Genomic DNA, 25722 nt, shown 5'->3' with positions numbered 1-25722 from the left:
CAGAGCCGGCCGCAGCCGGAACACGAACGGAATGGGTGAGACAGATCAGGCGTGGCGCATCGCCAGCACCGCCGGCGACCACGGCTGCATGTGCAGGCGCTGGCTGCCGCCGATGCACAGCGGCTTCATCGCATCGCGCAGCGGGTAGGGCAGATGGCGCAGCACGGTGATCCGCTCGCTGATCGGCAGCAGCGACAGCGCGTCGGCCACCACGCGCGGCGAACCGAGCGACAGCGAACGGGCAAACATGACCGGGCCGTGCTGCAGCAGCTGGCTGCGCAGGGCGGCAACATCGCGCTCACCGATCAGGCGGCGCAGGGTGATGTAGAGGATCTTGTAGGACATGGGGGCGATCTCCAGGCAGGCGGCGCCTGGCGGTCCCCCGTCACTCAGGCAGGCAGGGACCGGCGGGCAGGCGCCAGGAACAGGCAACAAGCGGGCATCCGGGGCGCGGTGCGCCCGGCAGGGTCGGGGTCCATCTGCGTCTCCATGAGGGGAGGGGGCCAGCCAGGGTTGCCCTGGCCAGTGGCGCTATTGTCCGCCCCTGAATGGGGCAGGCCTAGAGGCCCGTGGGTTAGCCCGGCTATACCTTGGTATAGCCGGGCGTATGCGGTGCCGATCGAGGGTTCAGTGGTGGGTCAATGCGCGCCGCTGGTCTGCTTGCAGACGTCGTACTCGCCACGGGTCAACGTCTTGTCACGGTCGGTATCGCAGGCATGCAGGCGCTCGGCCCAGTCGGGTGCCACGGCATCCACTTCGGCCAGCGTGACGATGCCGTCCTTGTCCTTGTCCAGCGACTCATACGGCGGTATCAGCTTCACTTCGGTGACGTCCTCGGCGGCGGTGGCCTTGCTCGCCTCCTGGGTTCTGGAACAGGCGCCCAGCAGCAGGCCGATGGTGATGACGAGGACAGCAGGAACGTAGCGAATACCGGTCATGACAGGCTCCAGAAGTGGGGACGCGGGCCATGGCTGTGGATGGCCACGGCCGGATATTCGGCCCGGGTCCGTAAGCGAGCTGCGAAGAACCGGCGGGGTCGCCATGCAGCGGTGGGCGCCCGTTCACCCGCACGCCCCATGCGTGCGCCAGCCGCCGATGCTGTTCCAGGGCGTGCCGTCGCGATGTGCAACGGGCCAGACCGCCGCGGCCGAGTGGATTTCCGGGTTGACCTGGGCGGAGCCACTTTGCGAGGTCGGAAATATCTGACCTTTTTGCAAGTTGTTGCATGGCCTGATTGTAAAGATGCCGTGAAACTAATCGCTCACCTCTCCCCGCGGGTTCGTCATGCAACGCGCACTCCTTCTCCTCCTGCTGGCCCTGTTCGCCAGCAGTGCCCAAGCCACGACACCACAGATCAATGTGGGCCTCCTGTTCGATCATCTTGCGCCCGCGCACAGCAACCTGCTCAAGCGCATACGCAATACCGGTGATGTGACCGCATACGTGCGCGTTGAGGTCACCCAGATGCACTTCGATGCAGACGGCAAGGTTGTCGAAACGCCAGTGGACACCGTGGCGCTGGTACGCAATGCACCTGGCGCGCACGGGGTGATCGCCAGCCCCAGCCGCCTGATCATTGCCGCCAACGGCCAACAGGCGACGCGCCTGGTCTATCGCGGTGACCGTGATGAGGAGCGCTACTACCGGCTCCGCTTCATTCCGGTGGTGCCCAGCGCCGAGGAATTCTCACTCAGCGATGCGCAGGTGCAGGAGATCACCGGGCTGACCTCGGCAGTTCGCGTGTTCACCGGCTACGGCACCATCCTGTTCGTGGCACCGCGGAACACGCGCTATGACACCCGTGTGCAGGACGGTCACGTGCACAACGGTGGCAACGCCACGGTGGTGCTGGACAACCTGCGGTACTGCGAGCGAAGCAGTCCGGATGCCTGCACGCCCGGCATCATCGTCCATGTCCGGCCCGGGCGAACCTATGCGCTGCAGGCCGACGACAGCCGGTTCGCCCGCTACGACCTGAGGGAGGGCGACGACCGCCGCAGCATCGACTCGCGCCGCTGATCGTCCGCCCATCTCCCCTTTCTGCAACGTCCCCACCGGGTTCGCCAGGCGCCCGGCGGGGAGGCTGTGTCTTCGTCCTGGCGTCGTATCCCATCGTATCCATCCACCGATCCCGGAGCATTTCCATGTCCCTGAAGAAGTACGCCCTGGCTGCAGCCGCTGCAGCCCTCATCGCACCGGCTGTCAGCCTGGCAGCCACCGAATCCAAGTCGATCACCGTCAACGTGACCGCCGACGTCCCGAATACCGCTGGCCTGCAAGTCTCCACGCCTGATGGCTGGGAAGGCCTGCCGCAGAACCTGCCGTGGGACACCGCGCGCGAAACGCTGGGCGAACTGACCGGGCGCGTCATCAACATCAAGTCGCCGGCCGCCATCACCGCCTATCTGACGTCGCCGGCACAGATGGCGTCGGCCGCAGACGTCGTGGACCTGGTGGTGAAGCTGGACAACGTGGAGGTTCCGGCAACCGCCGCCGCCAAGATCACCGTCGCCAACGCGGCCCAGGCCGCCGCCGGCAAGTCGCTTGCCTTCGCCATTGCGCCGACCGCGCCGTCGGGTGGCTACAAGCAGGGCAGCTACGGCGGCCAGTTCCACATGATCTTCGAAAGCGACATCACCCCCTGAGTTCCTTCAGGCACCCCGCCGCATCCGATGATGCGGCGGGGACGCCGGAACAGCGTCCATGCTCTCGTCCTCCAACCACCGTCGATTCCGCCTGGCCCAGCTCGCGACCGCGATCGGTGCCGTGGTCCTTGCCACGTCAACGCAGGCGGCCGGCCTCGCGCCGGGCGAGCTGCCCAGCCTGCAGCAGCAGCGCGAACGCATGCCGGCCGAATTCCGCGAGCACCTGTTTGGCAACCCGCTCACCGTGCGCGTGGAGCTGGACGGCCAGTATCTGGGTGACGCCGAGGTTCTGCTGCACGAAGACAACCGGGTGCAGGTGATCGGCTTTGGTGACAGCCACGAAAGCCGGCTGGCACAGACCGAGCGTGCCCGCTGGGGCGAGCAACTCGCTGAACCGATGGCGCTGGGCGTATGCAGGCAGCAGTGCCGGGGCATGGCAGCGCTGCACTACAGTCTGTCCAACTCGCTGCTGAGCGTGCTGACGCCTGCCGGCGCGCAGAAGGAGGGGCGCCACATCGCCTTGCCGGACGCGGGCGGCCGGGGGCTGGTCGTGCGCAACAGTCTTGCCGTGCACGGCGGCCAGGAACAGCAGGCCACCGTGCGCTACAGCGCTGAACTGCGCGGCAGTGCCGGCCACTGGAGCACGGTTGGCAGCTACCAGTACTACGCCCAGCCCGGCAGCAGCGAGCACTACCTCAGTGCCCTGTATGCCCAGCGCGAACTGGGCGATCACTTCGTTCGCGCCGGCTACTTCCTGCCCACCTTCGAGGGCATTGTGCGCCAGCCCCGCGCGCCGGGTACGCAGAACGATACGGCGCTGGGCCTGATGTTCGGATCCTCGGACGTACTCCTGGCCGATACGCGAAGCCCCAGTGTCTATCCCGTCTATGTCACCGCCAGCGGCGAAGGCGTGGTGGAGATCTATCGCGACGGGAACCTGCTGTCCACGCAGGCCGTCAAGCCCGGCATCCAGGAAATCGATACGCGCCGGCTACCCGGCGGGATCTACGATGTGGAACTGCGGGTGGTCCAGGACGGCCGCGAAGCGTCCCGCGAAAGCGCGTCCATCCACAAGCCCAGCCGCTGGCAGGATCCCAGCCGCCGCTGGCGCTACAGCGCATTCGCAGGGCAGCAGCGCGGGCTGCTGGCCAGCGCCGGAAGCACCCGCGAGGGCGGCGCCGCGGCCGGTGCCGTGGTCAATTACCTGTTGCATTCCCGTGCGGTGGCCGGGGCCACCGTGCAGCGGATCGGCGCGCGGCATGCGGCGGGTGTGTCGATGGACTGGCAGGCCAGTGACCGCTTCAGCACCTATACCAATGTCTATACCTCCAGCGACGCCGGGCGCGGCGTGGACCTGCAGGGCCTGTACCGCTATCGTGCCGGCTCGGTGGTGGCCAACCATGCGCGCGGTTGGGTGGAGCAGCGCGAGCGCGTCGTGGCGGACGCGAGCAGCGCCCCACGCTGGGAGACCCGCGGCGGCTGGCAGGACACCACGGCCATCTCGATCACGCATCGTTTCGGGCACCGCGACACTGCCAGCCTGCGCGTGGCCCGCAGTTCGGGCTTCACCCGCGGGACCGGCATCGATGTCTCGTACGGGCGCCGGGAGACGGTGTTCGGCAAGCATGATGTCAACTGGCGCGTTTCCGCCTATGACCGCCCCGGCGCCCGCTACACGGGGTACCGGCGGCAACGCGGAATCGACCTGACGGTGAGTGTGTCGCTGGGCAGCGATCGACGCAGCTACAGCGGCAGCCTGGGCAGCCGCACCGGCGAAGCCGGACGCCGCGACACCTATGTGACCGCGACCGCCACACAGCGCGTGGACGGCGCCGTACTGCAGAGCGTGAATGGCACGGTCACCGCCGAACGGGGCGGGCTGGGCGCAGGCGCGGGTGCCTCGCTGCAGAGCGCGTTTGTGGAAGGTGACATGCAGGTCTACCGCGGCGCGGCGTCGGGTCGCATCAGCGGCACCGCCAACCTCGACAGCACCGTGGTCATTGGCGGTGGGCGCGCCGCCGTGCTGGGGCAGGGGCGCGGCAGAAGCGCCGACACCGGGCTGATTGTCGATGTCCGCAGCGATTATCCCGATCTTGCCCTGCGTGCGGACGACAGTCACGGTGGCGGCGTTGCGCTGCGCCCGGGCCGCAACTTCGTTCCGGTGGCCGCGTATCGCGCAGGCCACGTGCAGTTCGATTTCCAGGGCCGGCATGCGCCGTCGGCAACGCTGCAGCCCTCGGTCGTCAGCTATCACCTCAACAAGGGCGGCGTGATGCATGCCACGCTGGACGTGCTGCGCACCTTCACCGTCATGGGCCAGGTACTGGATGCAGACGGCAACGGAGTGCGCGGCGTGCAGGTGATCAACCACGCCGGCCGCAGCGTCAGCCAGGAGGACGGCTTCTTTACCCTGGAACTGAGCGCCCGTGCGCCGGTGGTGGAGTTGCGTTACCCCAACCTGGTCAGCTGCACGCTGACGATGGAGGAGGGGCGCTACCCCAGGGAAGGGGATGTGTTGATGGTGGGCACCGTCGGATGTCCAGCCCCACTGGCAGGTCCGTGAGCGAACGCAGGAGAAACTACGTCATGGCAAACACTGTACTTCGTTCTCGAACATTCCAATCATCCATCGCACTCTACCTCGTTGGGCTCCTGCTGTTCCTGCCGCTGCCGCCTGCGCGTGCGGTAGATCTGCAGATTACCGCGGAGTTCAGGCCGACGGCGCTTGATCCCACCCACAACCGTTTCGTCAATACCACACCGCAATCAGGGTACTGTGCCCAGCACTCGGGCTACTGCAAGCCAGGCGACTTCACCATCAACACGGGCCTGAACGTCAGCCAGCGGCGGCTGTTCGGGGGGGGTGAGGAGGCGCGCGAGAAGTGGTACCTCGGCGCCGATGGAAACTGGCGCGACGTGACGGTTGTCAACGCCGCAGGCCATGAACTGAAGGCGCGCATACGACTGTTCCTCGTCGGCATGGAGTGGGGTTTGGCTCACGATGGCACGTCACCCGGGCTATATGGATCATCTACAGGAGGCTGCGCCGGTCGAACGGGCGTTGGGAATGCGGTGTTCTATCGATATGCCTGGGAAGTGCCAGAGCGCAGTGCGGTCTGCGCGCGCAATCCGCGTGCTACCACCGATTCCGTCGCGAACTATCTGCGATTCTCCATTGGCTATCACCTTGAAACCCCGAATCCGTTGCAGGCGCAGGATGGACAGTACAGCGGCAGCGTGACGTACACGGTTGGCAACGGGCAGCAGATCGACCTGGGGCAGGGTGACTATTCCGACTCGGAGCTGACACTGCAGCTGTTGTTGGACGTGGTCCACGACTTCAAGGTGCGTTTTGCAAGCGAGCGTCCAACCGTCAAGCTTGCCCCGGAAGGAGGCTGGGCACAGTGGAACGATCATGGCCTACCCCCGGCACGCCTCTATCAGGAGCTCCCTTTCTACCTGACTACGTCGATGGACTTCAGCATGAAGCTGCGCTGTGAGCACGACGCGGGCAATCGCTGCGGCATTCGCAATCAGACGCTTGGGCAGGTTGTACCGGTGGATGTGGACGTCACCTTGCCCGGCATGCGCAATCTGCGCGATGGGCGCCCGGCGCAGGACACACCGCTGTTACCCGACGACGCACAGGCGCCGCGCTTCACGCCGGATGGCTATCTGATGCAGCGGCGGTCGACCTTGCGGTTCACCGCAGGGCGGGACGCCGTAACAGAGATGCTGAAGGCGCCAGGCTCGCATTGGGAAGGCAACATGACCGTGGTGTTTGACGCCAACCCGTAGTCGCACGCAGGAGTGTGTTGCGGGGGTGCCGGCCAGCGGCCGGCACTACCCCAGGCGTTCAGAACCGGTCGGCAAAGGCATCCGTCGCCCGCACCAGCGCATCGACCGTGGCCGGCTCGTTGGCGCTGTGGCCGGAGGTCACCATCTCCAGGCGCGCTTCCGGCCAGGCCTTGGCCAGGTCCCAGGCGCTGCGCGGCGGGCAGATGATGTCGTAGCGCCCCTGCACGATCACGCCGGGCAGGTGGCGGATGCGATCGATGTTGCGCAGCAGCTGGTCCGGCTCCAGGAAGATGCCGTTGCGGAAGTAGTGCGCTTCAATACGGGCCTTCGCCAGCGTATCCAGCGGATCATCGGTGGATTCGGCATCCACGTCGTGCTGCAGGGTGGCCGCATTGTCTTCCCAGCCCAACCAGGCCTGCGCGGCTTCGATACGGGTTGCTTGATCCGGGCCATCCATGCGCGCCCAGTAGGCCGCGATCATGTCGCCACGCTCGGCTTCCGGGATATAAGCCTCGTAGCGGTCCCAGCGCTCCGGGAAGATCCAGCGCGCACCGCCATCGGCCTCGGCGAACCAGCGGTTCTCGATCTCACGACCGAGGAACACGCCACGCACGATCAGGCCGGTGGCGCGTTCCGGATGCGCCTGCGCGTAGGCCAGCGACAGCGTGGAGCCCCAGGAGCCGCCATAGACCAGCCAGCGCTCGATGCCCAGGTGCTCACGCACCTTTTCGATGTCCGCCACCAGGTCCTGCGTGGTGTTGTCGCGCAGCTCGCCGAACGGCGTGGAACGGCCGCTGCCGCGCTGGTCGATCAGCACGATGCGGTAGCGCGCCGGGTCGAAGAAGCGCCGATGGGTCGGCGAGATACCGGCGCCCGGGCCACCGTGCAGGTACACCACCGGAATGCCCTCCGGCGTGCCGCACTCTTCGATATGCAGCGTGTGCAGATCGCTCACCGGCAGGGCGAATTCGCGGTAGGGCTCGATGGCCGGGTACAGGGTGCGCATGGCGGGTGTCTCACAAGCAGGGGCGGCCAGCATAGCGCCGCCATCTACGGCTTGCAGTGGCGGGCTCCTGCGCGGCGCTGGAAATGCGCTGGCCGATGCGCATAAGCTTCCGCGATGCAAGCGACCACGACCGGGACGTCCACGTTCAACCTCAGCCTCGGCAGCGGCGCGCGCGAGCTGTTGAAGTGGATCGCGCTGCTGGCCATGACCGGCGACCACGTGGCCAAGGTGGTCTTCGGGGGCTACGTGCCGGTGGTCAGCGAACTGGGGCGTATCGCCTTCCCGCTGTTCGCGCTGGTGATGGCTTGCAACCTGGCCCAGCCGGGCGCCGACCTGCGCAAATCGATGCGCCGGCTCGCGCTATGGGGGCTGATCGCGCAGCCGTTGCACGCACTTGCGTTCGGTTCCTGGCTGCCGCTCAACATCCTGCTCGCCTTCACCCTGGCGGTGGTGGCCGTGCATGCGCTTGCGAACAATCGGCCTGTGCTGCTGTTGCTGGCTGCCGGCGTGCTGCCGATGTTCGTGGACTACCAGTGGGCCGGCGTTGGCGCCGTGCTGCTGGCTTGGATCGCGTTCCGGCATCGGGCGTGGTGGCCGCTGCTGGTCGCGCTTGCGGCGGTGTGCTGGGCCAACCACAACGGCTGGGCGGTGCTGGCCGTTCCGGTGGTGCTGCTGGCCGCGCGGGTGCCGTGGCAGCTGCCGCGCTGGCGCTGGCTGTTCTACGGCTACTACGTGGGGCATCTGGCGGTGCTGGCGTTGATTGCCCATCTGCTTGTGTAATGTCGGAACTGGCGTGTCGCGCGTCTTGAAAGCCGGATGCGGTCAAGGAACGCGTGGTGCCGATGCGGGTGGGGAACGCCGCCGTTGGCGTGGCGCAAGTTGTTGAATCTTCGGCTCGATTGTCGATATGCGACAATGCTGCCACTGCGTGAACGTTGCTGTCTTGGCACTTGGGTTGTTGGCGCCTGCCACCCCGTTGTGCACATGATGGGGTGCCACCGAAAAAGGGTGGCCGGGGCCTGGAAACCCCGTTGAGTAAGTGCTGTTTACGCTTGCCAGCCGGCGTCGCCTTGCGCGGCGTCGGCTGGCATTCCGTTCGCGTTCCATGGCGGGCGGTGCGTGGAGGTGGGCGCAAGCCCACCGCCCGGGTATAGCACTGACTCACGGGATTTCCAGCCACGCACCGTCCGCCGCCTTGATTGTTAAGGTTGGTGGTCCCGCATGCCTTGCACGGAGACCTGCCATGAACGCATCGGAGTTCCCCCATCAGCACGCCCCGGCCAATGCCGATGAAGGCCACGACATCCCGCCCGATCCCAACAACCTGACGGCCCTGCTGCATCGCATCGGGTTGGGCGCGGCTGCCGACGGCCAGCCCTGGCCCGAGCGCCATCAGCTGCCGGGCCGGTGCCTGGCGTTGGCCGACGCCGACGGTGCACTGGCCGGGCTGCGTATCGTGCAGGAGATCCTGCTGGCGGCCGAACGCGCCCGCCAGAATGGCGGCCCGGAACAGTACGTGGGCGATCGCGTAATGGAAGGGCTGAAGCTGGCGGCATTGGCGTTGACCAGCCACGCCATCTATCGCCTGCATCCGGAATGACACGTAGATCCACGCCATGCGTGGATGCCGTTCGCGGATTGCCCGACGTCCTGTAGAGCCGAGCCTATGCTCGGCTCAGCGGACGAAACGGAGCCGAGCATGGCTCGGCTCTACAGGGGTTCCACGCCAGCTTAGAAATCCATCGTTGCCGACACCAGCACCGTCCTCGGTGCACCCAGCGCCAGGCTCGACAACAACGGCATGCCCCAATACGACTTGTTGGTCACGTTGTTCACGCTGGCCCGCAGCGCAAGCGATCGACCCGCCACGGTGGTGCTGTAGCGCGCCCCCACGTCGAACAACGTACGCACCGGCACCGACAGGCTATTGTCGGCACTGATGTACTGCCTCGACATCGCCGTGGCATTGCCGGTCAGGGTCAGGCCCTGCAAGGTCGGCACATCCCATTCCACGCCCAGCTTGGCCTGCCGCTGCGCCACGGCGGTGGCGATGCGTCCTTCATTCACGCCACCGGCCGTGCGGGTCAGCTTCGGCTGTACGTAGGCCACGCCGCCGAGCAGGCGCACGCCATCCAGCGGTGCGCCGAAGAAGCCCCATTCCACGCCGCGGTTACGTTGCTCGCCGCCAAACGAGAAGATATTCGTGACCGGGTCGGTGTAGCTGTTCGGTCGCTTGATCTCGTACACGCTGAAGGTGTGCGCGAAGCTGCCCAGGTCCAGCTTCAGGCCCAGCTCCTTCTGCCTGGTGCGGAACGGTGCGAACACATCGCCGGCATTGGCGGCGGTCATCGGCGCGGTGGCGCCCTGGCTGAGGCCTTCGATGTAGTTGGTGTAGAGGGAGATCGTGTCGGTGGCTTTCACCAGCAGGGCCGCTGCCGGCGTGGTGGCGCTCTCGTCGTAGCGCGAGGTGCGTGCACCCGTGGACACGTTGAAGGTCTCGCTGACCACCTGCTGGCGGCGCACGCCCAGCGTCAGCTGCACGCGGTCATCGGCGAAGGCGAGGGTGTCGGCGAAGCCGAGGCTGTCCAGCGTCAGCTCGGTATGCGAGATGTGCGGCGCCATGAACGGCGCCGCCGGGCCCCACACTGGGTTGTACACATTGGTGGTCCAGTCCCAGCCGGGTACGCTGCGCCGGCCGTAGTCGTTCTGGGTGTGCTGGTAGTGGGTCACGTTGGCGGCCCACTGGTGGCCGACGTTGCCGGTGTGGAAGGAACCGCGCAGGCCGGCATCTGCGGACTGCTTCCTGATGTCGAAGGCGAGCTGGCCGATCACCGTGGTGAAGTTGCCGGCTGGATTGAGGATCTGCGCGCTGATCGAACCGTTGTAGCGGTAGTCGGTCCTGCTGGTGCCGTACGCGAGGTAGGCCATCACGCTATCGTTGACATCCAGTTCTCCGCGCACCATCGCGCCCTTGTCCTGGCTGTCCACGTAGGCCCAATCCGGGTTGATCAGCGTATCGCCGCGTGGCGGGCGCGGAATGGCCACGCCCGGTGCCAGGCCGACGCCACGCGCCGGGCCGTCAACGCGGTCGTCGGCGCTGTACAGATCGGCCGACAGCCGCATACGTTCGCCGCGCCAGTCCAGTGCCAGCGAACCGAGCTGTACCTTCTTGCGCTGCTTGCCGACGGCGCCGTCACCATCACGGTAGGCACCGTTGAAGCGGATGCCGAACTGCCTGTCGGCGCCGAGGCGACGGCCCATATCCACGTGAGTGCCGAACTGCGCATCGGAGGCGAAGTTGGCACTGACCCGCAGCAGCGGTTGCTCGCTTGCGCGCTTGGGCACCAGGTTGACGCTGCCACCGACCGAGCCGCCCGGCGGCATGCCGTTGAGCAGCGCAGACGGTCCCTTCAGCACCTCGATGCGCTCGAACATTTCCGGCGAGGTGCGGTAGTAGGGCGCCATGCCGCTGAGGCCATTGAACGTGGTGTCGCTGGTGTTGGAGGCAAAGCCGCGGATCGCGTAGTTCTCGCTCCAGGCACCGGTGACGCCGTTGCTGAACACCGTGGGGTCGGTGGCGGCAATGACGTCGGTCAGGTCCTTGGCCTGGCGATCGCGGATGAAGGACTCGGTGTAGCTGATCGTATTGAACGGCGTGTCCATGAAATCCTTGTCGCCGAGCAGGCCGACGCGGCTGCCGGCAGCCACTTGCCCGCCCGCATAGTCTGCAGTGACCCGGCGTTGTTCCTGCACCTGTACCGACGGAAGGGTGGACGGCGCGGCGTCGGCCAGCGCGGCGAACGAGGCCAGCAGCCCCAGCGCGAGGGCGGACACCCGGTAGCGCCGGACCATGCCCGGCGAATACATCAGGCCGGAGGATGCGGCGGCAGCGCGATGCTGTGCAGAAGTGAAGTTGAAAACGGTCATGCCAGAGTCCTGTGAATCGCAGGCGCGAGCGCGCCTGGCGCGCTGCCGACGGCAAGCACGGGGAAAGGGCGCAGCGCAGGGTTGTTGGCTGGGTGGGGACCTGGCGGGAGGTGAGCCATGGGCTCGGTTACGGGTGCGCGGCGGACGCGTTCCGAATTAGTTGAGTAAAGTAAACTAAATCAATCGAAGCGGACAAGAGGGTCCCTTTGCTGGCACCCTCAGCAGGGTATGGACGCGCACCGTAAGAGCAGGCACCGTATGAGCACGCACCCCGATCCAACGGCGCCGACCCGTGGCCGCCCGCCCACCATCACCCCGGAGCGTCTGGCCGACATCGGCATCCGCCTGGGCCTGCCCAACCTGACCATGGCCAACGTGGCCGCCGAACTGGCGGTGACCCAGGCAGCGCTGTACAAGCGCGTGGCCAACCTGGAGGCGTTGAAGCGTCTGGTGGCGGAGGCGGTGTTCCAGCGCTGGCAGATTCCGCGCGCGTCGGTCGACGCACCAGGTGGGCTGGAGGCCTATCTGATGGGGTTCGTGGAGTCGCTGTGCGAAGTGGTGAAGGCGCATCCCGGGCTACCGCCCTACCTGCTGCGGCGCACGGTGGCGACCGCGCCGATGCTGGAAAAGATCGCCTCGCACCAGGCGCACGTGGCCGAGGTGTTCGGCCTGCCGGTGGACAAGGCGCGCTGGCTGCTGGCCACGATCGCGTTCTACTGCATCGCCGGTGCCGACACCATCTACGCGATTGCGGATGACGAAGAAGGGCAGGTGATCACCGAGTTCAAGCAGGGCATGCGGGCCCTGGTGATCGGTTCGCTGGAGGTATCGCGGCTTCGGTAGATGCACGCCATGCGTGGATGATCGCGGCCGTTCACCATGACGCCAGCCAGGCGTGGCCTGGCTCTACTGGACGGATCGCGTAGTGTCGAGAATACAATGCGGCCATGCCTGCCACGCCCACTCTTGATGACCTTCGCCGCTACGCGGTGGCGCGCACCCTGTTCAAGCCGACCACGCTGCTGACCGCGATCCGGCGGTTGGGCTTCGTGCAGGCCGACCCGATCCGCGCACCCGCTCGCGCGCAGGACCTGACCCTGCGCCACCGGGTGAAGGACTACCGCGCGGGCGATCTTGAGCGCCGCTACACGCGTCTGCCGGTGGAAGAGGATTGCCTGGTGAACTACGGCTTCCTGCCGCGCGAGCATCTGGCGCTGATGCACCCACGGGTTTCCAAGCGCGAGTGGGATGCCGAGACCCATCGCCGTGCGGCCGACGTGCTGGCCTTTGTGCGCGAGCGTGGCAGCGTGCACCCGCGCGAGGTCGACCAGGCGTTCGCGCATGGGCGGGTGACCAACTACTGGGGCGGCACCAGCAACGCCAGCACGCATCTGCTGGATGGCATGCACTACCGCAGCCTGCTGCGGGTGCAACGGCGCGACAGCGGCACGCGCATCTATGCGGTGGCCGATCATGCCGAGCCCGACTCCAGCGAACAGGCGCAGATCGAACGTGCCGCCGCCCTGATCGACCTGGTGGTGCGCAAGTACGCGCCGCTGCCCTCGGCCAGCCTGACCTATCTGGTGCGCCTGCTGGGCTATGGCGCGCCGCACCTGGCCGAGCAGACCCGCAAGGCATTGGCGCTGGCCAAGCAGCAACTGGCCAGCTGCACGCTGGAAGGCACCACCTGGTACTGGCCGGCGGACGAGAATCCGCGCTCGCGCCGCCATGCACCGGATGAGCAGGTGCGCCTGCTGGCGCCGTTCGACCCGGTGGTGTGGGACCGCCGCCGCTTCGAGCTGTTGTGGGATTGGGTGTACAAGTTCGAGGCCTACACGCCTGCACCGAAACGCCAGTACGGCTACTACGCACTGCCGGTGTTGTGGCATGAGCAGGTGGTGGGCTGGGCCAACTTGAGCGTGCGCGAGGGTGAGTTGGTGTCGAGCGTGGGCTATGCCGGCAAGTCGCTGGCCCGCGACAAGGTATTTCGTGGCGCGCTGGACGACGAGCTGCAGCGCATGGCGGAGTTCCTGTAGCGCCAAGCGGCGCATGGGTATCTATCGATCCCGGTAGCCGCCAACCTGGGTTGGCGCTGGCTCCCATCGGTGCCCACCAAGGTGGGCAGCTACCAGAGCAACACCGCTCAGGCCTGGTAGCCACCAACCTGGGTTGGCGCTGGCTTCCATCGGTGCGCGCCAAGGTGGGCAGCTACCAGGGCAACACCGCTCAGGCCCGGTAGCCGCCCACCTTGGTTGGCGCTGGCTCCCATCGGTGCCCACCTTGGTTGACGCGGGCTTCCATCGGTGCCCACCAAGGTGGGCATCTACCAGAGCAACACCGCTCAGGCCCGGTAGCCGCCAACCGTGGTTGGCGCTGGCTTTCGTCGGTGCCCACCAAGGTGGGCAGCTATCAGAGCAACACCGCTCAGGCCTGGTAGCCGCCAACCGTGGTTGGCGCTGGCTTCCGTCGGTGCCCACCAGGGGGGCAGCTACCAGGGCAACACTGCTCAGGCCTGGTAGCCGCCAACCTTGGTTGGCGCTGGCTCCCGTCGGTGCGCGCCGAGGTGGGCAGCTACCAGAGCAACACCGCTCAGGCCCGGTAGCCGCCAACCTTGGTTGGCGCTGCTCTCGTCGGTGCCCACCAAGGTGGGCACCGACCGGTCAAGCGGCGCCCTTGTGGTCCGCATCGTCCATGCCGGGGCTGACGCGGCGGCCGATATCCTTCAGCCGCGCAAGCTGATCCACCATTGACGGCGCATCGTCCAGGCTGCCGACGAAGGTCCACAGGTAGGTCATCACCGCGTAGACGTGGCCCGGTGTAACGCCTTCACTGGTGGCAAGGCGACCGATGGTCAGCGCGAACAATGCCGCGGCAGCCAGGCCGATCACCACATAGGCGCCGGCCTCGCGGTCGGACAGCAGGATCCGCAGGCGCGACAGCGTGGTGTAGTGGCGGCGCAGCACCGAGGGGCTGACCCGGTCGACCAGCCGGATTTCGTGTTCCAGGCGGTTGTTCAGTCGGCCGTGCAACTGCTCGTTGCGGCGTGCGAACGAGGGCAGCACCAGCAGGGCGCCGAGCAGGGTGGCCAGGCCAGCGGCACCGACCATCGGCTCGATCGCCAGCAGCATGGCCACTGCACCGAACATCGATGCCAGCGCGGTGGCGATGATCGGCACGTGCTTTTCAAAGAAGTCGACGAACTCGCGGGCCAGCACCACGCGTGCCGCCGAAGTGGACGTCGCCTGGCCCAACCGGCGCTGCGCCTGCACCACGCTCACTGCCAGATCGGCATAGATGCGGGTGAAGGTGCGCGTATCCACCGCCCGACGGGCGGCACCCACCAGCCAGAACAGCAGTACCACGCCGGCATAGGAGATGGCATGGCCGATGTTGCCGCTGATGATCGCGTCTACCGCGAAGCCGGCGAACAACGGATAGGCCAGCAGCAGGGTGTTCTCCAGCGCCACCAGCGAGAACGTGCCGGTCAGCTGCCAGGGGTAGGTGCGCAGGATGGCCTTGAGCGTGGCGGCCGCATTCTGCTGGCCGATGCTGCCGGCGGCGGCCGCTGGATCGTAGGGGTGTTGCATGGGATGCCTGGGGGGTTCGGGGACAGGGCAGGGGACGGATGCCTGCCATCTGCCGGGTAGCGCCCAGTATCTGCAGCCCTTTGGAGCGGGCATGGAGGGATGATGGAGATTGCGTGGAGAAATCGGCGGCGTTCAGCCACGCGCGTGGTGCCCACCAAGGTGGGCTGCTACCAGGGCAGCGTCTACGGCCTCAACGGCGCACGTGCACCGGCCAGCGGATCTCGAACGAACTGCCGCCACGCTCGGTAGCTCGGCACTGCGCCGTTCCGTGATGGGCCACGGCAATCGCACGCACGACCGCCAGGCCGAGACCTGAGCCCCCACTCTGCCGTGAGCGCGACACATCGGTGCGCTGGAAGGCTTCGAAAATGCTGTCGCGCAGGTCGTCCGGCACGCCGGGGCCACCATCTTCCACGGCCACCGCGCAGTGCCCCTCAGCGAGGGTGACGCGCACCCGCAGCGGGCAGGGGATGGCATGGCGACGGGCGTTCTCCAGCAATGCCAGCACCGCCTGGCGGATGCGGGCCGGATCGCAGTCCGCCAGCGACGGCCGCGCGTCCAGGCTCACCGAGAAGCCACTTTCGGTCAGCGCCTCGGACATCGCCTCCACCACCGCCGCCACCTGCACGCTGACGTCGCTGCGTTGCAGGCGCAGATCCAGGTGGCCGCTCTCGGCCAGGCTGACCACGCGCAGGTCCTCGATGATGCGGGTCAGGCCCTCCAGCTGGGTGAGCATGCTGTTGAACTGCTCGGGGCCCGGCTCGAATACACCTTCGGCGATGCCTTGCAGGCGGCCACGCAGGATGGTCATCGGCGTGCGCAGTTCGTGTGCGATGGCCGCGTTCCAGAACACGCGGTTCTCGGACATCCGGCTGAGCCGCTCGGCCATGGAATTGAAGTCGTTGACCAGCGTGGCGGCCTCGGCCATCGAGGTGTCGCCGCCGCGCGCGCGCGCCTCCAGGCCACCGCTGGCCACGCGACGCAGGCTTGCGGCCACCGAATTCAACGGGGTGATGATGCGCCGGGTCAGGCGAGACGCGATCAGGGTGGCCAACGCCACCACCACGGTGGCGGTCAGGCCGATCCACAGCCACTCCAGCCCGGAGGGCATCATGGACTTCGGCTCGTCATACCAGCGCGGATAGAACACCTCCAGCAGGTAGTAGAACAGGTAGAAGCCGCTGATCGACAGCACCGTCGAACACAGCGAGGCCACGGTGATCGACAGGCTGATCTGGCGGCCGATGCTCTTGCCTTTCGCAGTCATCATTCAGTCCAGGAAGCGGTAGCCGACGCCACGGATGGTGGCGGGAATGCCGATCACGCCGACATCCTCGAGCTTGCGCCGCAGCTTGCTGACATGGCTGTCGACGGTGCGCTCCTGCGCATCGCCCTCGGGCAGGCAGGCGTGCAGCAGGTCCACCCGCGCATGCACCTGGCGCGGCGCGCGCGCCATGTGCACCAGCAGCCGGAATTCGGTGAGGGTGACGTTCAGTGCGTGCGCCTGCTCGCCGTTGCGGACCGTCACTTCGTGGCTGCGCAGGTCGATCTCGAACGGGCCCTGGCGGATCAGCCCGGTGGGTTCTTCGGCCACGCTGCGGGCACTGCGGCGCAGCACGGCCTGGATGCGTGCAACGATCTCAGCGGGATTGAATGGTTTGGCCACGTAGTCGTCAGCGCCCACACGCAGGCCGGTCAGCTTGTCCACGTCCTGGTCGAGCGCGGTGAGCATGATCACCGGCGTGTTGCCGCGACGCCGCAGTTCGCTCAGCACCTGCCAGCCATCCAGCTTGGGCATCTGCACATCCAGCAGTACCAGGTCCGGGCGCAGCTGGCGGTGGCTGGCAAGCGCCGCCTCACCGTCGGCGGCGCGTGCGCTGCGCAGGCCCGAACGGGCCAGGTAGGCACCGAGGATGTCGGCGATCTCGCCCTCATCTTCGGCAATCAGCACCAAGGGCGGCTGTCGGTTACGGAGTTGGTGTTTCATTGCGAGCGGCAGGTTCGAGGCCAAGGGCGGGCAGGGCGGGACAGGGACGGGGTCATCGTCGGCGTTCCCTGGCCTGCGCCTCTTCGTTGGCCGCCCAGGCCAGCGTGGCCAGCACCAGCGAGCGCTGCAGGCTGGGGTCCACCGAACCCGCGCCGCGCAGCTGCTGCAGCGTCAGGGTAGACACCGCGGCAGGCAGCGCGTTCCAGCGCGAGGCCATGGGGGTGGCGTTCACCCGGGCCTGCAGCCGCGAGGCCATGCCCACGATGGCGCGCAGGCGCACTGCCAGCAGGGCGGCGACCACGGCGGTGGCGGGCGCAAGCAGCAGATGCAGGTTGACGTTGGCGGCCGGAGGTGTTGCCGACCAGAACGCCAGGCCGATCAAGGCCAGCGATGCGAGCGACCCGGAGCGGCGGGTGCGTCCGGGCCCGTCACTGCGGAACCCCAGCAGGGCGGCGGCCCCGAAGCCGGCCAGCAACGGCAGTAGCGGATACGGTGCGACCCACATCCATGTGCTGGTCGATGCCAGCACCAGTGCGATCAACCACGGCGAAGGCGCACACCACGCCAGGTAGGCACGGCGCACATCGATGGGTGGCAGGTCCGGGTAGGAAAGGGGCACGGCAGGCTGGCAGTCGGCGAGGCCGCCGAGGCTAGCGACCGTTGATGGAGACTTGGTCGAGATTGTGTCGAGATTGCGTGGAGCCGCGCCATGGATTCAGCGGCCGACGCGGTCCCTGAACGGCGGTCGCGTCTCCATCCAATCTCCACAGCGGCTCCAAGAAACATCCACCTGGGGCTTCCAGACTGCGGCCCTGGCGGTCGCACCGGGCGACTGCACGCACCCCCGGAAGTTTCGATGAACAACCGCAGGACCTGGATCATTGCCGCAACGCTGGCCGTTCTTGCCGGCGGCGGTTGCTGGTGGGCGTTTGCCGATGGCGAGGATGCCGCGTTGATCACCGCACCGGCAAGGGTCGCCGGTCTGGAAAAGACCGTGCAGGCGGTCGGCCGGGTCAATCCGAAAGAACTGGTGGCCGTGGGCGCGCAGGTCTCCGGGCAGGTCACGCGCCTGCATGTGGTGCTGGGCCAGCACGTGCAGGCCGGCGACCTGATTGCCGAAGTGGATTCACAACCGCAGCGCATTGCCCTGCGCAGTGCCGAAGCCGCCGCCAACGCGCTGCGTGCGCAACATGCGGCCAGCCAGGCGCGCTACCGCCAGGCCCTTCGCACGTACGATCGCCAGTCGCAGCTGGTGGCGTCGCGGCTGGTCTCGCAGGAAGGCTTCGAAGCGGCACGTGTGGCGCGCGATGCGGCGCGCGCGGATGCCGCTGCGTTGCAGGCGCAGATCGACCAGGCGGTGACCCAGGTGGAAACCGCCCGCATCAACCTGGGCTACACCCGTATCGTGTCGCCGTCCGAGGGCTACATCGTGGCCATCGTCACCAAGGCGGGGCAGACGCTGAACTCGATGCAGACCACGCCGACCATCGTGATGCTGGCACAGATGGACACGATGACGGTGCGCGCCGAGATCGCCGAGGCTGACGTGGAACTGATCGCACCCGGCCAACCGTTGTGGTTCTCGACGCTGGGACCGAGCGGGCGCCGCTATGAATCGCACCTGCAGCAGCTTGAGCCAGCGCCGTCGTCGATTGCCGACGCGTCCAGCGGCAACAGCGGCGGATCGGCGCAGACGCCGAAAGCGGTGTACTACGCGGGGCTGTTCGACGTGGCCAATCCGGGCTTGATGCTGAAGCCTTCGATGACGGTGAAAGTGACGATCCAGCTGGCACGCGTGGCCAATGCACTGCAGGTGCCGCTGACCGCCCTGGGCGAGTCCGACGACAAGAACGGCAACGGCGCAACCGTGCGGGTGGTCGATGCGAAAGGCCGCGCCCACGAGCGCGCTGTGACTACCGGCCTGCGCACCGCCACCGCCGTGCAGATCCTCTCTGGCCTGGAAGCGGGCGAGAACGTGGTGGTCGGCCAGGCGGCCAGCGGTGGCGATGCCGAACCCACCAGCCTGCTGGGGATGTGAGCATGGCCGACGCACTGCTGGAATTGAAGGGCGTATCGCGCGCCTATCGCTCGGCCGCCGGCGAGGTGGTGGTGCTGAAGGAGGTCTCGTTGCGCATCGATGCCGGCGAGTTCATCGCCATCATCGGCCCCTCGGGTTCGGGCAAGTCCACGCTGATGAACATCCTGGGCTGCCTGGATCGGCCGACCGAAGGCAGCTACCGCGTGGAGGGGGCTGCGACCGAGCAGATGTCGCCTGACCAGCTGGCGCGCCTGCGCCGCGAGCACTTCGGCTTCATCTTCCAGCGCTACAACCTGATGGAGAACCTCAGTGCCACCGAGAACGTGGCCTTGCCCGCCGTCTATGCCGGGGTGGAGGCCGATGCGCGCACCACGCGTGCCCGCCTGCTGCTGGAAACGCTCGGCCTGGGCGAGCGGACCGCGAACCGGCCCAGCCAGTTGTCCGGCGGCCAGCAGCAGCGCGTCTCCATCGCACGCTCGCTGATGAACGGCGGCGCGATCGTGCTGGCCGATGAGCCGACCGGCGCGCTGGATCATGCCAGTGGCAGGCAGGTGATGGCCGAGCTCGAGCGCCTGCATGCGCAGGGCCATACCGTGATCCTGGTCACCCATGATGCGGCGATTGCTGCCCACGCGTCACGGGTGATCGAGATCGCCGATGGGCGTGTGGTGGCGGATCGCCAGGAGCGAGGCCCTTCGGTGCGGCAGCGTTCGGACGCACCGGCGCGCACATCCACGGCGGCTACCGAGCGGCGCGCCCGCATCGATGCCGTGCGCGAGGCGACGCGCATGGCAGTGCGTTCGATGCTGGCCCATCGCCTGCGCACCCTGCTGACCATGCTCGGCATCATCATCGGCGTGGCCGCGGTGGTGACCGTGGTTGCGCTGGGCAAAGGCGCGCAGGCGCAGGTCGAGGCGCAGATAAACGCGCTGGGCGCCAGCACGCTGGAGATCTTCCCGGGCGCCGATTTCGGTGACCCGCGCTCGGCGGAGATCGAGACGCTGGTGGTAGGCGATGCCGATCACCTGGCCGCCCTGAGTTACGTGGACAGTGTCAGCCCCAACCTCAGCGGTTCGGTAGCAGCACTGCAGGGCGGCCGACGAGCCAATACGCAGGTACTGGGCGCCGGTGCCGATCTGCCGCGCGTGCGCGGGCTGCGCCTGAGGGCCGGCCGGTTTTTCACCGATGCCGAGGTGGAGGCGCATCGGGCAGTGGGCGTGGTCGACCAGAAGGCAGCGAAGGCACTGTTCGCTGGCAACCCTATCGGCAGCACGGTGCTGCTGGGCGGCATGCCGGTCGAGGTGATCGGCGTGGTGGGTGCCAATGCATTCGCCGGTGGGGCCACGCCAACCGTCTACGTTCCCTATACGTCGGCTGCCTCCCGGCTGCTGGGCAGCCAGCGCCTGGAGAGCATCACCGTGCGCGTACGCGACAACGTACCCACCAATGCCGCCGAGGCCTCGCTGGGCGCCGAGCTGGAGCGCCTGCATGGTCGTCGCGATTTCTTCATCTACAACTCGGACCAGATCCGCAAGGCGGTGATGAAATCCAGCCAGACCATGGCGGCGCTGGTCTCGGCGATTGCGGCGGTGGCGCTGGTGGTCGGTGGCGTGGGCGTGATGAACATCATGCTGGTGTCGGTGAAGGAGCGCGTGCGCGAAATCGGTGTGCGGCTGGCAGTGGGGGCCCGGCAGGGCGACATCCTGCGCCAGTTCCTGATCGAGGCGGTGCTGATCTGCCTGTCCGGTGGCGTGCTGGGCGTACTGCTGGCCTTCGCCGTGGGTGCGCTGGCCAGCCTGCTGTCGCTGGGGGTGCCCTTCCTGTTCACGCCAGGGCCGGTGCTCGCCGCGCTGGCATGTTCGTCTGCGATCGGGCTCGGTTTCGGCTACTTCCCGGCACGCAACGCCGCACGGCTGGACCCGATCCAGGCATTGGCAGCGGAGTAGGGTCGCCCGCTGTGGCACCTTGAGCCGAGCCCACGCTCGGCTGCGCTCCGTTCGGCCGCGACGCACCCTGCGCTGCGCGCAGCGAGCCGAGCATGGGCTCGGCTCTACAGCGACTCAGCGCACCTTGCCCTTTATCGGCAGGCTGCCCGGCAGCTGCGAATAGCCGCTGTCACCCCAGTGCCGGGTGATGCGCTGGAAGAACAACGAGTTCGGCACGCGCAGCAGGCAACCGCGCGCGCCTTCGCCACGGTCACTCAGCGTGGTGTAGATCAGGTTGATGTCCACCACCTGGCCGCACAGGCCCGGCTTGTCCACGCTTTCCAGCACTTCGATCGTGTCGTTGATGCGGAAAGGGCGCGTAGCCACGATCAGGAACGAACAGAACAGGTTGGACAACACGCTCCACGCGGCAAAGAACGCCACCGCACCGACCGCCATGAACCCGGTCAGCGCGGTCCACAGCACCGAGCGCGAAACGCCCAGCCGCTCCAGTATCAGCAGCGCGGCCGCCAGATACAGCAGCAATGCACCGCCGCGGCGCAGGCCCACATGAAGCTCTGGAGCCAGCCTGCCGCGCTGCCGGGCCTGCACGAGCAGCCACGCCAGTGCACGCACCATCAGCCAGGCCACCCCGAGAATGACCAGCACCTCGGCCACCGGTACCACCACCAGCAGCCAATCCGCGATCCAGGCAGGCAGTCCGGCCATGGGCGGTCACAGCGTTGCCGCGCCGCCGGAAATGGTCAGCAAGGCACCGGAGGTATAACTGGCGCTGTCCGAAGCCAGCATCACGTAGGCCGAGGCCAGTTCCGCGGGCTGCCCGGGGCGGCCGAACGGCGTCTGCGAGCCGAATTGCTCGACCTCTTCGGCGGCCATGCCTGCCGGAATGAACGGTGTCCAGATCGGGCCGGGCAGCACGGCGTTGACGCGTATCTGGTGCTCGGCCAGCAGGCCCGCCAGCCCCAGCGTCAGGTTGGCGACGGCGCCCTTGGTCGCAGAGTACGGAAGGATGTTCGGGGTCGGTCGCTTCGAATTGACCGATGCGGTGTTGATGATCGCGCCGCCACCGCGCAGGTGTGGCACGCACAACCGCGTCAGATTGAACACGGCATGGACATTGGTATCGAACGTCCGCTTCCAGTCATCCAGGGTGATGTCGTCGAAGTGCTCGTAGTAGCGCTGGTAGGCCGCGTTGTTGACCAGGATGTCGAGACCGTCCAGCTCGCTGGCCACGCGGTCGACGAGCGAGCGCGCCTGCGCCGGGTCGCTGATGTCACAGGGCACCAGCACGGCCTTGCGCCCGGCCTGTTCGATCTGCTGCTGCACATGGCGGGCGTCGTCCTGCTCGCCATCAAGAAAGGCGATGGCGACGTCGGCACCCTCGCGCGCGAAAGCGATGGCCACCGCTGCGCCGATGCCGCTGTCACCGCCGGTGATCAGTGCCTTCTTGCCCTGCAGCAGGCCATGGCCGCGGTAGCTGTCCTCGCCGTGGTCCGGCCGCGGCTGCATCTGCGCGGTCTTGCCGGGGAAGGATTGCTGCTGCGCCGGGAAGGGCGGACGTGGGTAGTCGGGCAGGGCCATCGTCACTCTCCGAAAGGGAACCTGGCGGCAGTCTCGCTCGGAGCGGGTAAACGGCCGGAGGGCGCGGTGTCGTGGCAGCGTGGACGACTGCGCACGGTGCTTCACAACGGATGGGCGATCGTGGTCATGATGCTGTTGGCCGGCTGACGTGAATCCAGCCGCGTGTGCTGCACGATGATCGGCTGGTCGGATTCGATGAGGGTGGCGAAGCCGGTGCCGCGTGGTACCGGCGCCGGATCCTGCAGGTCGTTGAAGCGCAGGTGGCAGGTGCGTCGTGCTGGCACGGTGATCCGGTAGGGACCGACAGGATCGCGGTCCTCGAAGTAGAGGGTCAGCGTGACATGCGCGTCCTCGTTGCCCGCATTGAGGACGCAGCAGGTTTCGTGACTCTGCATCTCCGGCGACGGGCCGTTGCTCCAGGCTGGAATGTAGCCTTCGGCGATAGCCCAGCGTCGATGCCCGATGCAGGAAGTGTTCGTTTCCATGACGCCGTTTTAGCTGGAGGGGTGTTGCCATCGTGTCCAGTCCCCGCACGGAATCCGTGATGACCATCGGCTACCACGCATCGCATGAGCAGTTCCCGCCCGCCACCTTGCTGGGCCTGGCGCTGCGCGCCGAACAGGCGGGATTCGAGGCTTTGATGTGCTCGGACCATTTCCACCCGTGGACGACCGCGCAAGGGCAGTCCGGCCACAGCTGGGTATGGGCCGGCGCGCTGGCGGTGCAGAGCGCATTGACCCTGGGCATGGTGACCTGCCCGATGCTGCGCCAGCACCCGGCATTGGTGGCACAGGCAGCGGCGACGCTGGAGCAGTTGGCGCCGGGCCGGATCTGGCTGGCGCTGGGTACCGGCGAGGCCCTGAACGAGCGCGTCACCGGCCAGCCGTGGCCAGCCAAGCGCGAGCGGCAGAAGGCATTACGCGATGCGGCCGAGGTGATGCGGCGGCTGTGGGGCGGCGAGCAGGTCGACCACGACGGTGGCTTCCGGGTGCGCCAGGCACGGCTCTACAGTCGCCCGGCGCTTCCCCTGCCGCTGCTGGGGGCGGCCGTCACCGAGGAAACCGCACGCTGGATGGGGGCTGGGCCGATGGCCTGATCACCATCAGCCAGCCACTGGCGCAGTTGCGGCGTGTGGTGGCGGCGTTCGAGGACGGCGGCGGCAGGGGCAAGCCGATGTACCTGCAGGCCAAGCTCTCCTACGCGCGCGCCGAACAGGCGGCGCTGGAAGGCGCGATGGAGCAGTGGAGCGCCAACGTGCTGCCGCCGGAACTGGCCGAAGGCCTGGACCAGCCCGAACAGTTCGAAGCACAGGCCCGATCGGTCAGCGCCGAGGTGGTGCGCGAGCACGTGCATGTCTCGGCAGACCTGGGCCAGCATCGGGCCTGGCTGCAGGAGCTGCAGTCCCTGGGGTTCGATCGCATCTACCTGCACAACGTGAACCGCGAGCAGGAACGCTTCATCGACGACTTCGCCGAACACGTACTGCCTGCGCTGCGCACTCAGGCACCCTCGGCAGCCAGCCACGTATAGCCATGGCCCTGCAGGTAGCAGCGGCGACCCTGCAGTTTGGCGCCGTGGCCCACCAGCGTGTGCAGCGGGCCGTGCAGGGGTACGTCCACCTCAACCGGGTTGTCGCCGAAGTTGATCAGTGCCAGTGCCTGATGGGGTGCCTCACCGAAGCGGAGCATCAGCAGCGCGGGTGAGGGTGGGTCGAGCGTGTGTGGCCCCTGCTGCAGCACGGGATGGGCATTGCGTTGCTGCAGCAGCTCGCGCACCCGCAGCAGCAGTGAGTCCGGCATCGCGCGTTGCGCCTCGACATTCACCGTGCGGTAACCGTAGGGGCCGTCCGCCGGTGGCGCGCGCCAGGCATGCCGCGATTGGTCGGTGAACCCAGCCCCTGGGCCGTCATGCCAGTGCATCGGCATGCGCACGGCATTGCGTTCGGGCAGCTCCAGGCAATCACCGAGGCCGATCTCTTCGCCGTAGCGGATCACCGGCACCTGGCCCAGCGACAGCAGCGCCGCCCACGCCATCGCCTGCCATGCGATGGCGCCGTCCAGCATCGGTGCCAGCCGACGGCGGATGCCACGGCCATAGATGCGCATGCCACGCTCAGGAGCGAAGCGTTCCATCACCGCTTCGCGCTCATCCGGCTCCAGCTGCTCCAGGTCCAGTTCATCATTGTTGCGCAGCCAGGCAATGCGTGTGTCCGGCGGCGCGTGCGGGCCGTATTCGGCCATGACCCGGGCCACTTCGCTGGCATCGCCGCGTGCCAGTGCGAGGAAGAAATGATTGTTGAGGTGGAAATCGAGCAGGTGCGAAAGCCGCCGCCCCTGGCACAGGAAGTCACCGTAGCGGGACGCGCGGACATCCGCTTCGCCGATCAACGGCAGCCCTGGCTGCTGTGCGTCTGCCGTGGCGCGCATCGCCTCCAGCAGCCACAGCCCGTCGTCGCGCGGGTCCGCGTGGCGCGTGCGCTCGACCATGTACGGGACCGCGTCGACGCGGAAGCCGGCCACGCCGCGCTGCAGCCAGAACGTCATTACCTGCAGCAGTTCCTCGCGTACCGGCGCATGGGCCAGGTCGAGGTCTGGCTCGTGCCGGTAGAACATGTGCCGGTTGAACGCGCCGGCCTCGGCATCCCAGGTCCAGACAGAGGCCTCGATCGGCGGGAACATCGGCTGCAGGCCGTCGTCAGGCATGTGGTCGCTCCACAGGTACCAGCGGCGCCAGGCCGGGTCACCCTGCTGCGCGGCGACGAACCACGGGTGCGCGCTGGCGGTATGCTGCATCACCAGTTCGACGATGATGCCGATGCCACGTGCGTCGGCGGCATCGACCAGGCGCTGGAACGCGGCCTGGTCGCCCAGGCGTGGATCGATACGGTAGTGATCGGTGACATCGTAGCCACCATCGCGGCCGGCGTTGCAGTAGAACGGCAGCAGCCAGACATGGCTGATGCCAAGCCACTGCAGGTAGTCCAGCTTTTCCGTGATGCCATCCAGCGTGCCCCAGCCGCGGCCGTCGCTGTCGCGGAACAGGTAGGGGTCGATCTGGTAGATGGCGCGCAGCGGACGCACCGCCATGGGCTTCTCCGGCACTGTTCACGGGTGACCAGCCTGCTGTCGCGCGTGGCAGCGGTTCGTGAAACGAATGGCACCGCATCATGACGTGGCATCCACGGCCCGTGCATGCCCGGGCGCGCAG

At 67.4% G+C, this 25722-nt stretch carries 24 protein-coding genes; 12 read left to right on the top strand and 12 right to left on the bottom strand.

Going from position 1 to position 25722, the window contains the following annotated elements; translation table 11 throughout:
• Positions 1-45: 45 nt before the first annotated feature.
• Complete coding sequence (locus QP609_RS11385) at positions 46-345, bottom strand: hypothetical protein (protein ID WP_005413574.1); 300 nt, start codon at positions 343-345, stop codon at positions 46-48.
• Positions 346-638: 293 nt separating this feature from the next.
• Positions 639-938: a hypothetical protein gene (locus QP609_RS11380; protein ID WP_014647292.1), complete on the bottom strand. Its 300-nt coding sequence runs from the start codon at positions 936-938 to the stop codon at positions 639-641.
• A 346-nt stretch (positions 939-1284) separates the two neighbouring features.
• On the opposite strand from QP609_RS11380, the gene QP609_RS11375 reads away from it, so the two are divergent.
• The 4 genes from QP609_RS11375 to QP609_RS11360 all read left to right on the top strand — a co-directional run bounded on the left by QP609_RS11375 (position 1285) and on the right by QP609_RS11360 (position 6443).
• Positions 1285-2019, top strand: coding sequence for a CS1 fimbrial subunit B flags: Precursor (locus tag QP609_RS11375; RefSeq protein ID WP_197621808.1), 735 nt, complete (start codon positions 1285-1287; stop codon positions 2017-2019).
• 125 nt (positions 2020-2144) lie between these two features.
• Complete coding sequence (locus QP609_RS11370) at positions 2145-2645, top strand: CS1 type fimbrial major subunit (RefSeq protein ID WP_046430838.1); 501 nt, start codon at positions 2145-2147, stop codon at positions 2643-2645.
• Positions 2646-2703: 58 nt separating this feature from the next.
• Complete coding sequence (locus QP609_RS11365) at positions 2704-5208, top strand: TcfC E-set like domain-containing protein (RefSeq protein ID WP_197621809.1); 2505 nt, start codon at positions 2704-2706, stop codon at positions 5206-5208.
• 23 nt (positions 5209-5231) lie between these two features.
• Positions 5232-6443: a hypothetical protein gene (locus QP609_RS11360; protein ID WP_197621810.1), complete on the top strand. Its 1212-nt coding sequence runs from the start codon at positions 5232-5234 to the stop codon at positions 6441-6443.
• A gap of 58 nt (positions 6444-6501) precedes the next feature.
• Here QP609_RS11360 and pip read toward each other — a convergent pair whose 3' ends face one another.
• On the bottom strand, positions 6502-7449 hold the full coding sequence (gene pip / locus QP609_RS11355) for a prolyl aminopeptidase (protein WP_046430834.1): 948 nt from the start codon (positions 7447-7449) through the stop codon (positions 6502-6504).
• Positions 7450-7563: 114 nt separating this feature from the next.
• On the opposite strand from pip, the gene QP609_RS11350 reads away from it, so the two are divergent.
• Together QP609_RS11350 and QP609_RS11345 are read left to right on the top strand one after the other, a co-directional pair.
• The gene (locus QP609_RS11350) at positions 7564-8229 is read left to right on the top strand and encodes a TraX family protein (RefSeq protein ID WP_014647286.1); all 666 of its coding nucleotides are present in this window, start codon (positions 7564-7566) and stop codon (positions 8227-8229) included.
• Positions 8230-8692: 463 nt separating this feature from the next.
• Complete coding sequence (locus QP609_RS11345; RefSeq protein ID WP_014647285.1) at positions 8693-9049, top strand: hypothetical protein; 357 nt, start codon at positions 8693-8695, stop codon at positions 9047-9049.
• A 131-nt stretch (positions 9050-9180) separates the two neighbouring features.
• On the opposite strand, the gene QP609_RS11340 is transcribed toward QP609_RS11345, so the two are convergent.
• Entirely contained in the window at positions 9181-11376 is a 2196-nt protein-coding gene (locus QP609_RS11340) for a TonB-dependent siderophore receptor (protein ID WP_289213774.1), read from the bottom strand.
• A gap of 258 nt (positions 11377-11634) precedes the next feature.
• On the opposite strand from QP609_RS11340, the gene QP609_RS11335 reads away from it, so the two are divergent.
• Together QP609_RS11335 and QP609_RS11330 are read left to right on the top strand one after the other, a co-directional pair.
• The gene (locus tag QP609_RS11335; RefSeq protein ID WP_014647283.1) at positions 11635-12219 is read left to right on the top strand and encodes a TetR/AcrR family transcriptional regulator; all 585 of its coding nucleotides are present in this window, start codon (positions 11635-11637) and stop codon (positions 12217-12219) included.
• Between the two features lie 104 nt (positions 12220-12323).
• Positions 12324-13412 (top strand): crosslink repair DNA glycosylase YcaQ family protein, encoded by a 1089-nt coding sequence (locus QP609_RS11330; RefSeq protein ID WP_197621861.1) that lies wholly within the window; start codon positions 12324-12326, stop codon positions 13410-13412.
• Between the two features lie 624 nt (positions 13413-14036).
• Here the strand turns inward: QP609_RS11330 and QP609_RS11325 are convergent.
• The 4 genes from QP609_RS11325 to QP609_RS11310 all read right to left on the bottom strand — a co-directional run bounded on the left by QP609_RS11325 (position 14037) and on the right by QP609_RS11310 (position 17569).
• A complete protein-coding gene (locus tag QP609_RS11325) occupies positions 14037-14963 on the bottom strand; it encodes an ABC transporter six-transmembrane domain-containing protein (protein ID WP_289213773.1) in 927 nt (308 codons plus the stop codon).
• A 190-nt stretch (positions 14964-15153) separates the two neighbouring features.
• Positions 15154-16230, bottom strand: a complete 1077-nt coding sequence (locus QP609_RS11320; protein WP_197621307.1) for an ATP-binding protein — start codon at positions 16228-16230, stop codon at positions 15154-15156.
• Between the two features lie 3 nt (positions 16231-16233).
• Positions 16234-16950 carry a response regulator gene (locus tag QP609_RS11315; RefSeq protein ID WP_169411072.1) on the bottom strand — a complete coding sequence of 239 codons (717 nt, stop codon included), beginning with the start codon at positions 16948-16950 and terminating at the stop codon, positions 16234-16236.
• A gap of 52 nt (positions 16951-17002) precedes the next feature.
• Positions 17003-17569, bottom strand: coding sequence for a hypothetical protein (locus QP609_RS11310; protein ID WP_172601393.1), 567 nt, complete (start codon positions 17567-17569; stop codon positions 17003-17005).
• A 237-nt stretch (positions 17570-17806) separates the two neighbouring features.
• On the opposite strand from QP609_RS11310, the gene QP609_RS11305 reads away from it, so the two are divergent.
• Complete coding sequence (locus tag QP609_RS11305) at positions 17807-18988, top strand: efflux RND transporter periplasmic adaptor subunit (RefSeq protein ID WP_164233117.1); 1182 nt, start codon at positions 17807-17809, stop codon at positions 18986-18988.
• Positions 18989-18990: 2 nt separating this feature from the next.
• A complete protein-coding gene (locus QP609_RS11300) occupies positions 18991-20934 on the top strand; it encodes a MacB family efflux pump subunit (RefSeq protein WP_197621308.1) in 1944 nt (647 codons plus the stop codon).
• A 114-nt stretch (positions 20935-21048) separates the two neighbouring features.
• On the opposite strand, the gene QP609_RS11295 is transcribed toward QP609_RS11300, so the two are convergent.
• From QP609_RS11295 to QP609_RS11285, 3 genes are all read right to left on the bottom strand, one after another.
• Positions 21049-21642 (bottom strand): mechanosensitive ion channel domain-containing protein, encoded by a 594-nt coding sequence (locus QP609_RS11295; RefSeq protein WP_014647275.1) that lies wholly within the window; start codon positions 21640-21642, stop codon positions 21049-21051.
• A gap of 6 nt (positions 21643-21648) precedes the next feature.
• On the bottom strand, positions 21649-22515 hold the full coding sequence (locus tag QP609_RS11290; protein ID WP_012480369.1) for a glucose 1-dehydrogenase: 867 nt from the start codon (positions 22513-22515) through the stop codon (positions 21649-21651).
• Between the two features lie 101 nt (positions 22516-22616).
• Positions 22617-23000 (bottom strand): sensory rhodopsin transducer, encoded by a 384-nt coding sequence (locus tag QP609_RS11285; RefSeq protein WP_014647273.1) that lies wholly within the window; start codon positions 22998-23000, stop codon positions 22617-22619.
• Positions 23001-23059: 59 nt separating this feature from the next.
• Here QP609_RS11285 and QP609_RS11280 point away from each other — a divergent pair, with 59 nt between their 5' ends.
• Both QP609_RS11280 and QP609_RS11275 read left to right on the top strand, forming a co-directional pair.
• A complete protein-coding gene (locus tag QP609_RS11280; protein WP_289213772.1) occupies positions 23060-23611 on the top strand; it encodes an LLM class flavin-dependent oxidoreductase in 552 nt (183 codons plus the stop codon).
• Between the two features lie 38 nt (positions 23612-23649).
• Positions 23650-24045, top strand: a complete 396-nt coding sequence (locus tag QP609_RS11275; RefSeq protein ID WP_289213771.1) for a hypothetical protein — start codon at positions 23650-23652, stop codon at positions 24043-24045.
• Here QP609_RS11275 and QP609_RS11270 read toward each other — a convergent pair.
• Entirely contained in the window at positions 24015-25601 is a 1587-nt protein-coding gene (locus tag QP609_RS11270) for an alpha-amylase family glycosyl hydrolase (protein WP_197621310.1), read from the bottom strand. The two genes, QP609_RS11275 and QP609_RS11270, sit on opposite strands and share 31 nt — an antisense overlap.
• Between the last annotated feature and the right edge of the window lie 121 nt (positions 25602-25722).

The sequence above is a fragment of the Stenotrophomonas sp. 8(2023) genome (assembly GCF_030345295.1).
GTDB classification, from domain to species: Bacteria; Pseudomonadota; Gammaproteobacteria; order Xanthomonadales; family Xanthomonadaceae; genus Stenotrophomonas; species Stenotrophomonas muris.
This window is presented reverse-complemented; position numbering and strand designations above follow the sequence as displayed.

Coding starts and splice junctions, on each gene's coding strand:
- QP609_RS11360 (WP_197621810.1), top strand. CDS start 5,232: ATGGCAAACACTGTACTTCGTTCTCGAACATTCCAATCATCCATCGCA.
- QP609_RS11305 (WP_164233117.1), top strand. CDS start 17,807: ATGAACAACCGCAGGACCTGGATCATTGCCGCAACGCTGGCCGTTCTT.
- QP609_RS11300 (WP_197621308.1), top strand. CDS start 18,991: ATGGCCGACGCACTGCTGGAATTGAAGGGCGTATCGCGCGCCTATCGC.
- QP609_RS11280 (WP_289213772.1), top strand. CDS start 23,060: ATGACCATCGGCTACCACGCATCGCATGAGCAGTTCCCGCCCGCCACC.
- QP609_RS11340 (WP_289213774.1), bottom strand. CDS start 11,376: ATGACCGTTTTCAACTTCACTTCTGCACAGCATCGCGCTGCCGCCGCA.
- QP609_RS11380 (WP_014647292.1), bottom strand. CDS start 938: ATGACCGGTATTCGCTACGTTCCTGCTGTCCTCGTCATCACCATCGGC.
- QP609_RS11330 (WP_197621861.1), top strand. CDS start 12,324: ATGCCTGCCACGCCCACTCTTGATGACCTTCGCCGCTACGCGGTGGCG.
- QP609_RS11290 (WP_012480369.1), bottom strand. CDS start 22,515: ATGGCCCTGCCCGACTACCCACGTCCGCCCTTCCCGGCGCAGCAGCAA.
- QP609_RS11335 (WP_014647283.1), top strand. CDS start 11,635: ATGAGCACGCACCCCGATCCAACGGCGCCGACCCGTGGCCGCCCGCCC.
- QP609_RS11370 (WP_046430838.1), top strand. CDS start 2,145: ATGTCCCTGAAGAAGTACGCCCTGGCTGCAGCCGCTGCAGCCCTCATC.
- QP609_RS11295 (WP_014647275.1), bottom strand. CDS start 21,642: ATGGCCGGACTGCCTGCCTGGATCGCGGATTGGCTGCTGGTGGTGGTA.
- QP609_RS11365 (WP_197621809.1), top strand. CDS start 2,704: ATGCTCTCGTCCTCCAACCACCGTCGATTCCGCCTGGCCCAGCTCGCG.
- QP609_RS11320 (WP_197621307.1), bottom strand. CDS start 16,230: ATGACTGCGAAAGGCAAGAGCATCGGCCGCCAGATCAGCCTGTCGATC.
- QP609_RS11345 (WP_014647285.1), top strand. CDS start 8,693: ATGAACGCATCGGAGTTCCCCCATCAGCACGCCCCGGCCAATGCCGAT.
- QP609_RS11385 (WP_005413574.1), bottom strand. CDS start 345: ATGTCCTACAAGATCCTCTACATCACCCTGCGCCGCCTGATCGGTGAG.
- QP609_RS11350 (WP_014647286.1), top strand. CDS start 7,564: ATGCAAGCGACCACGACCGGGACGTCCACGTTCAACCTCAGCCTCGGC.
- QP609_RS11285 (WP_014647273.1), bottom strand. CDS start 23,000: ATGGAAACGAACACTTCCTGCATCGGGCATCGACGCTGGGCTATCGCC.
- QP609_RS11270 (WP_197621310.1), bottom strand. CDS start 25,601: ATGGCGGTGCGTCCGCTGCGCGCCATCTACCAGATCGACCCCTACCTG.
- pip (WP_046430834.1), bottom strand. CDS start 7,449: ATGCGCACCCTGTACCCGGCCATCGAGCCCTACCGCGAATTCGCCCTG.
- QP609_RS11375 (WP_197621808.1), top strand. CDS start 1,285: ATGCAACGCGCACTCCTTCTCCTCCTGCTGGCCCTGTTCGCCAGCAGT.
- QP609_RS11325 (WP_289213773.1), bottom strand. CDS start 14,963: ATGCAACACCCCTACGATCCAGCGGCCGCCGCCGGCAGCATCGGCCAG.
- QP609_RS11315 (WP_169411072.1), bottom strand. CDS start 16,950: ATGAAACACCAACTCCGTAACCGACAGCCGCCCTTGGTGCTGATTGCC.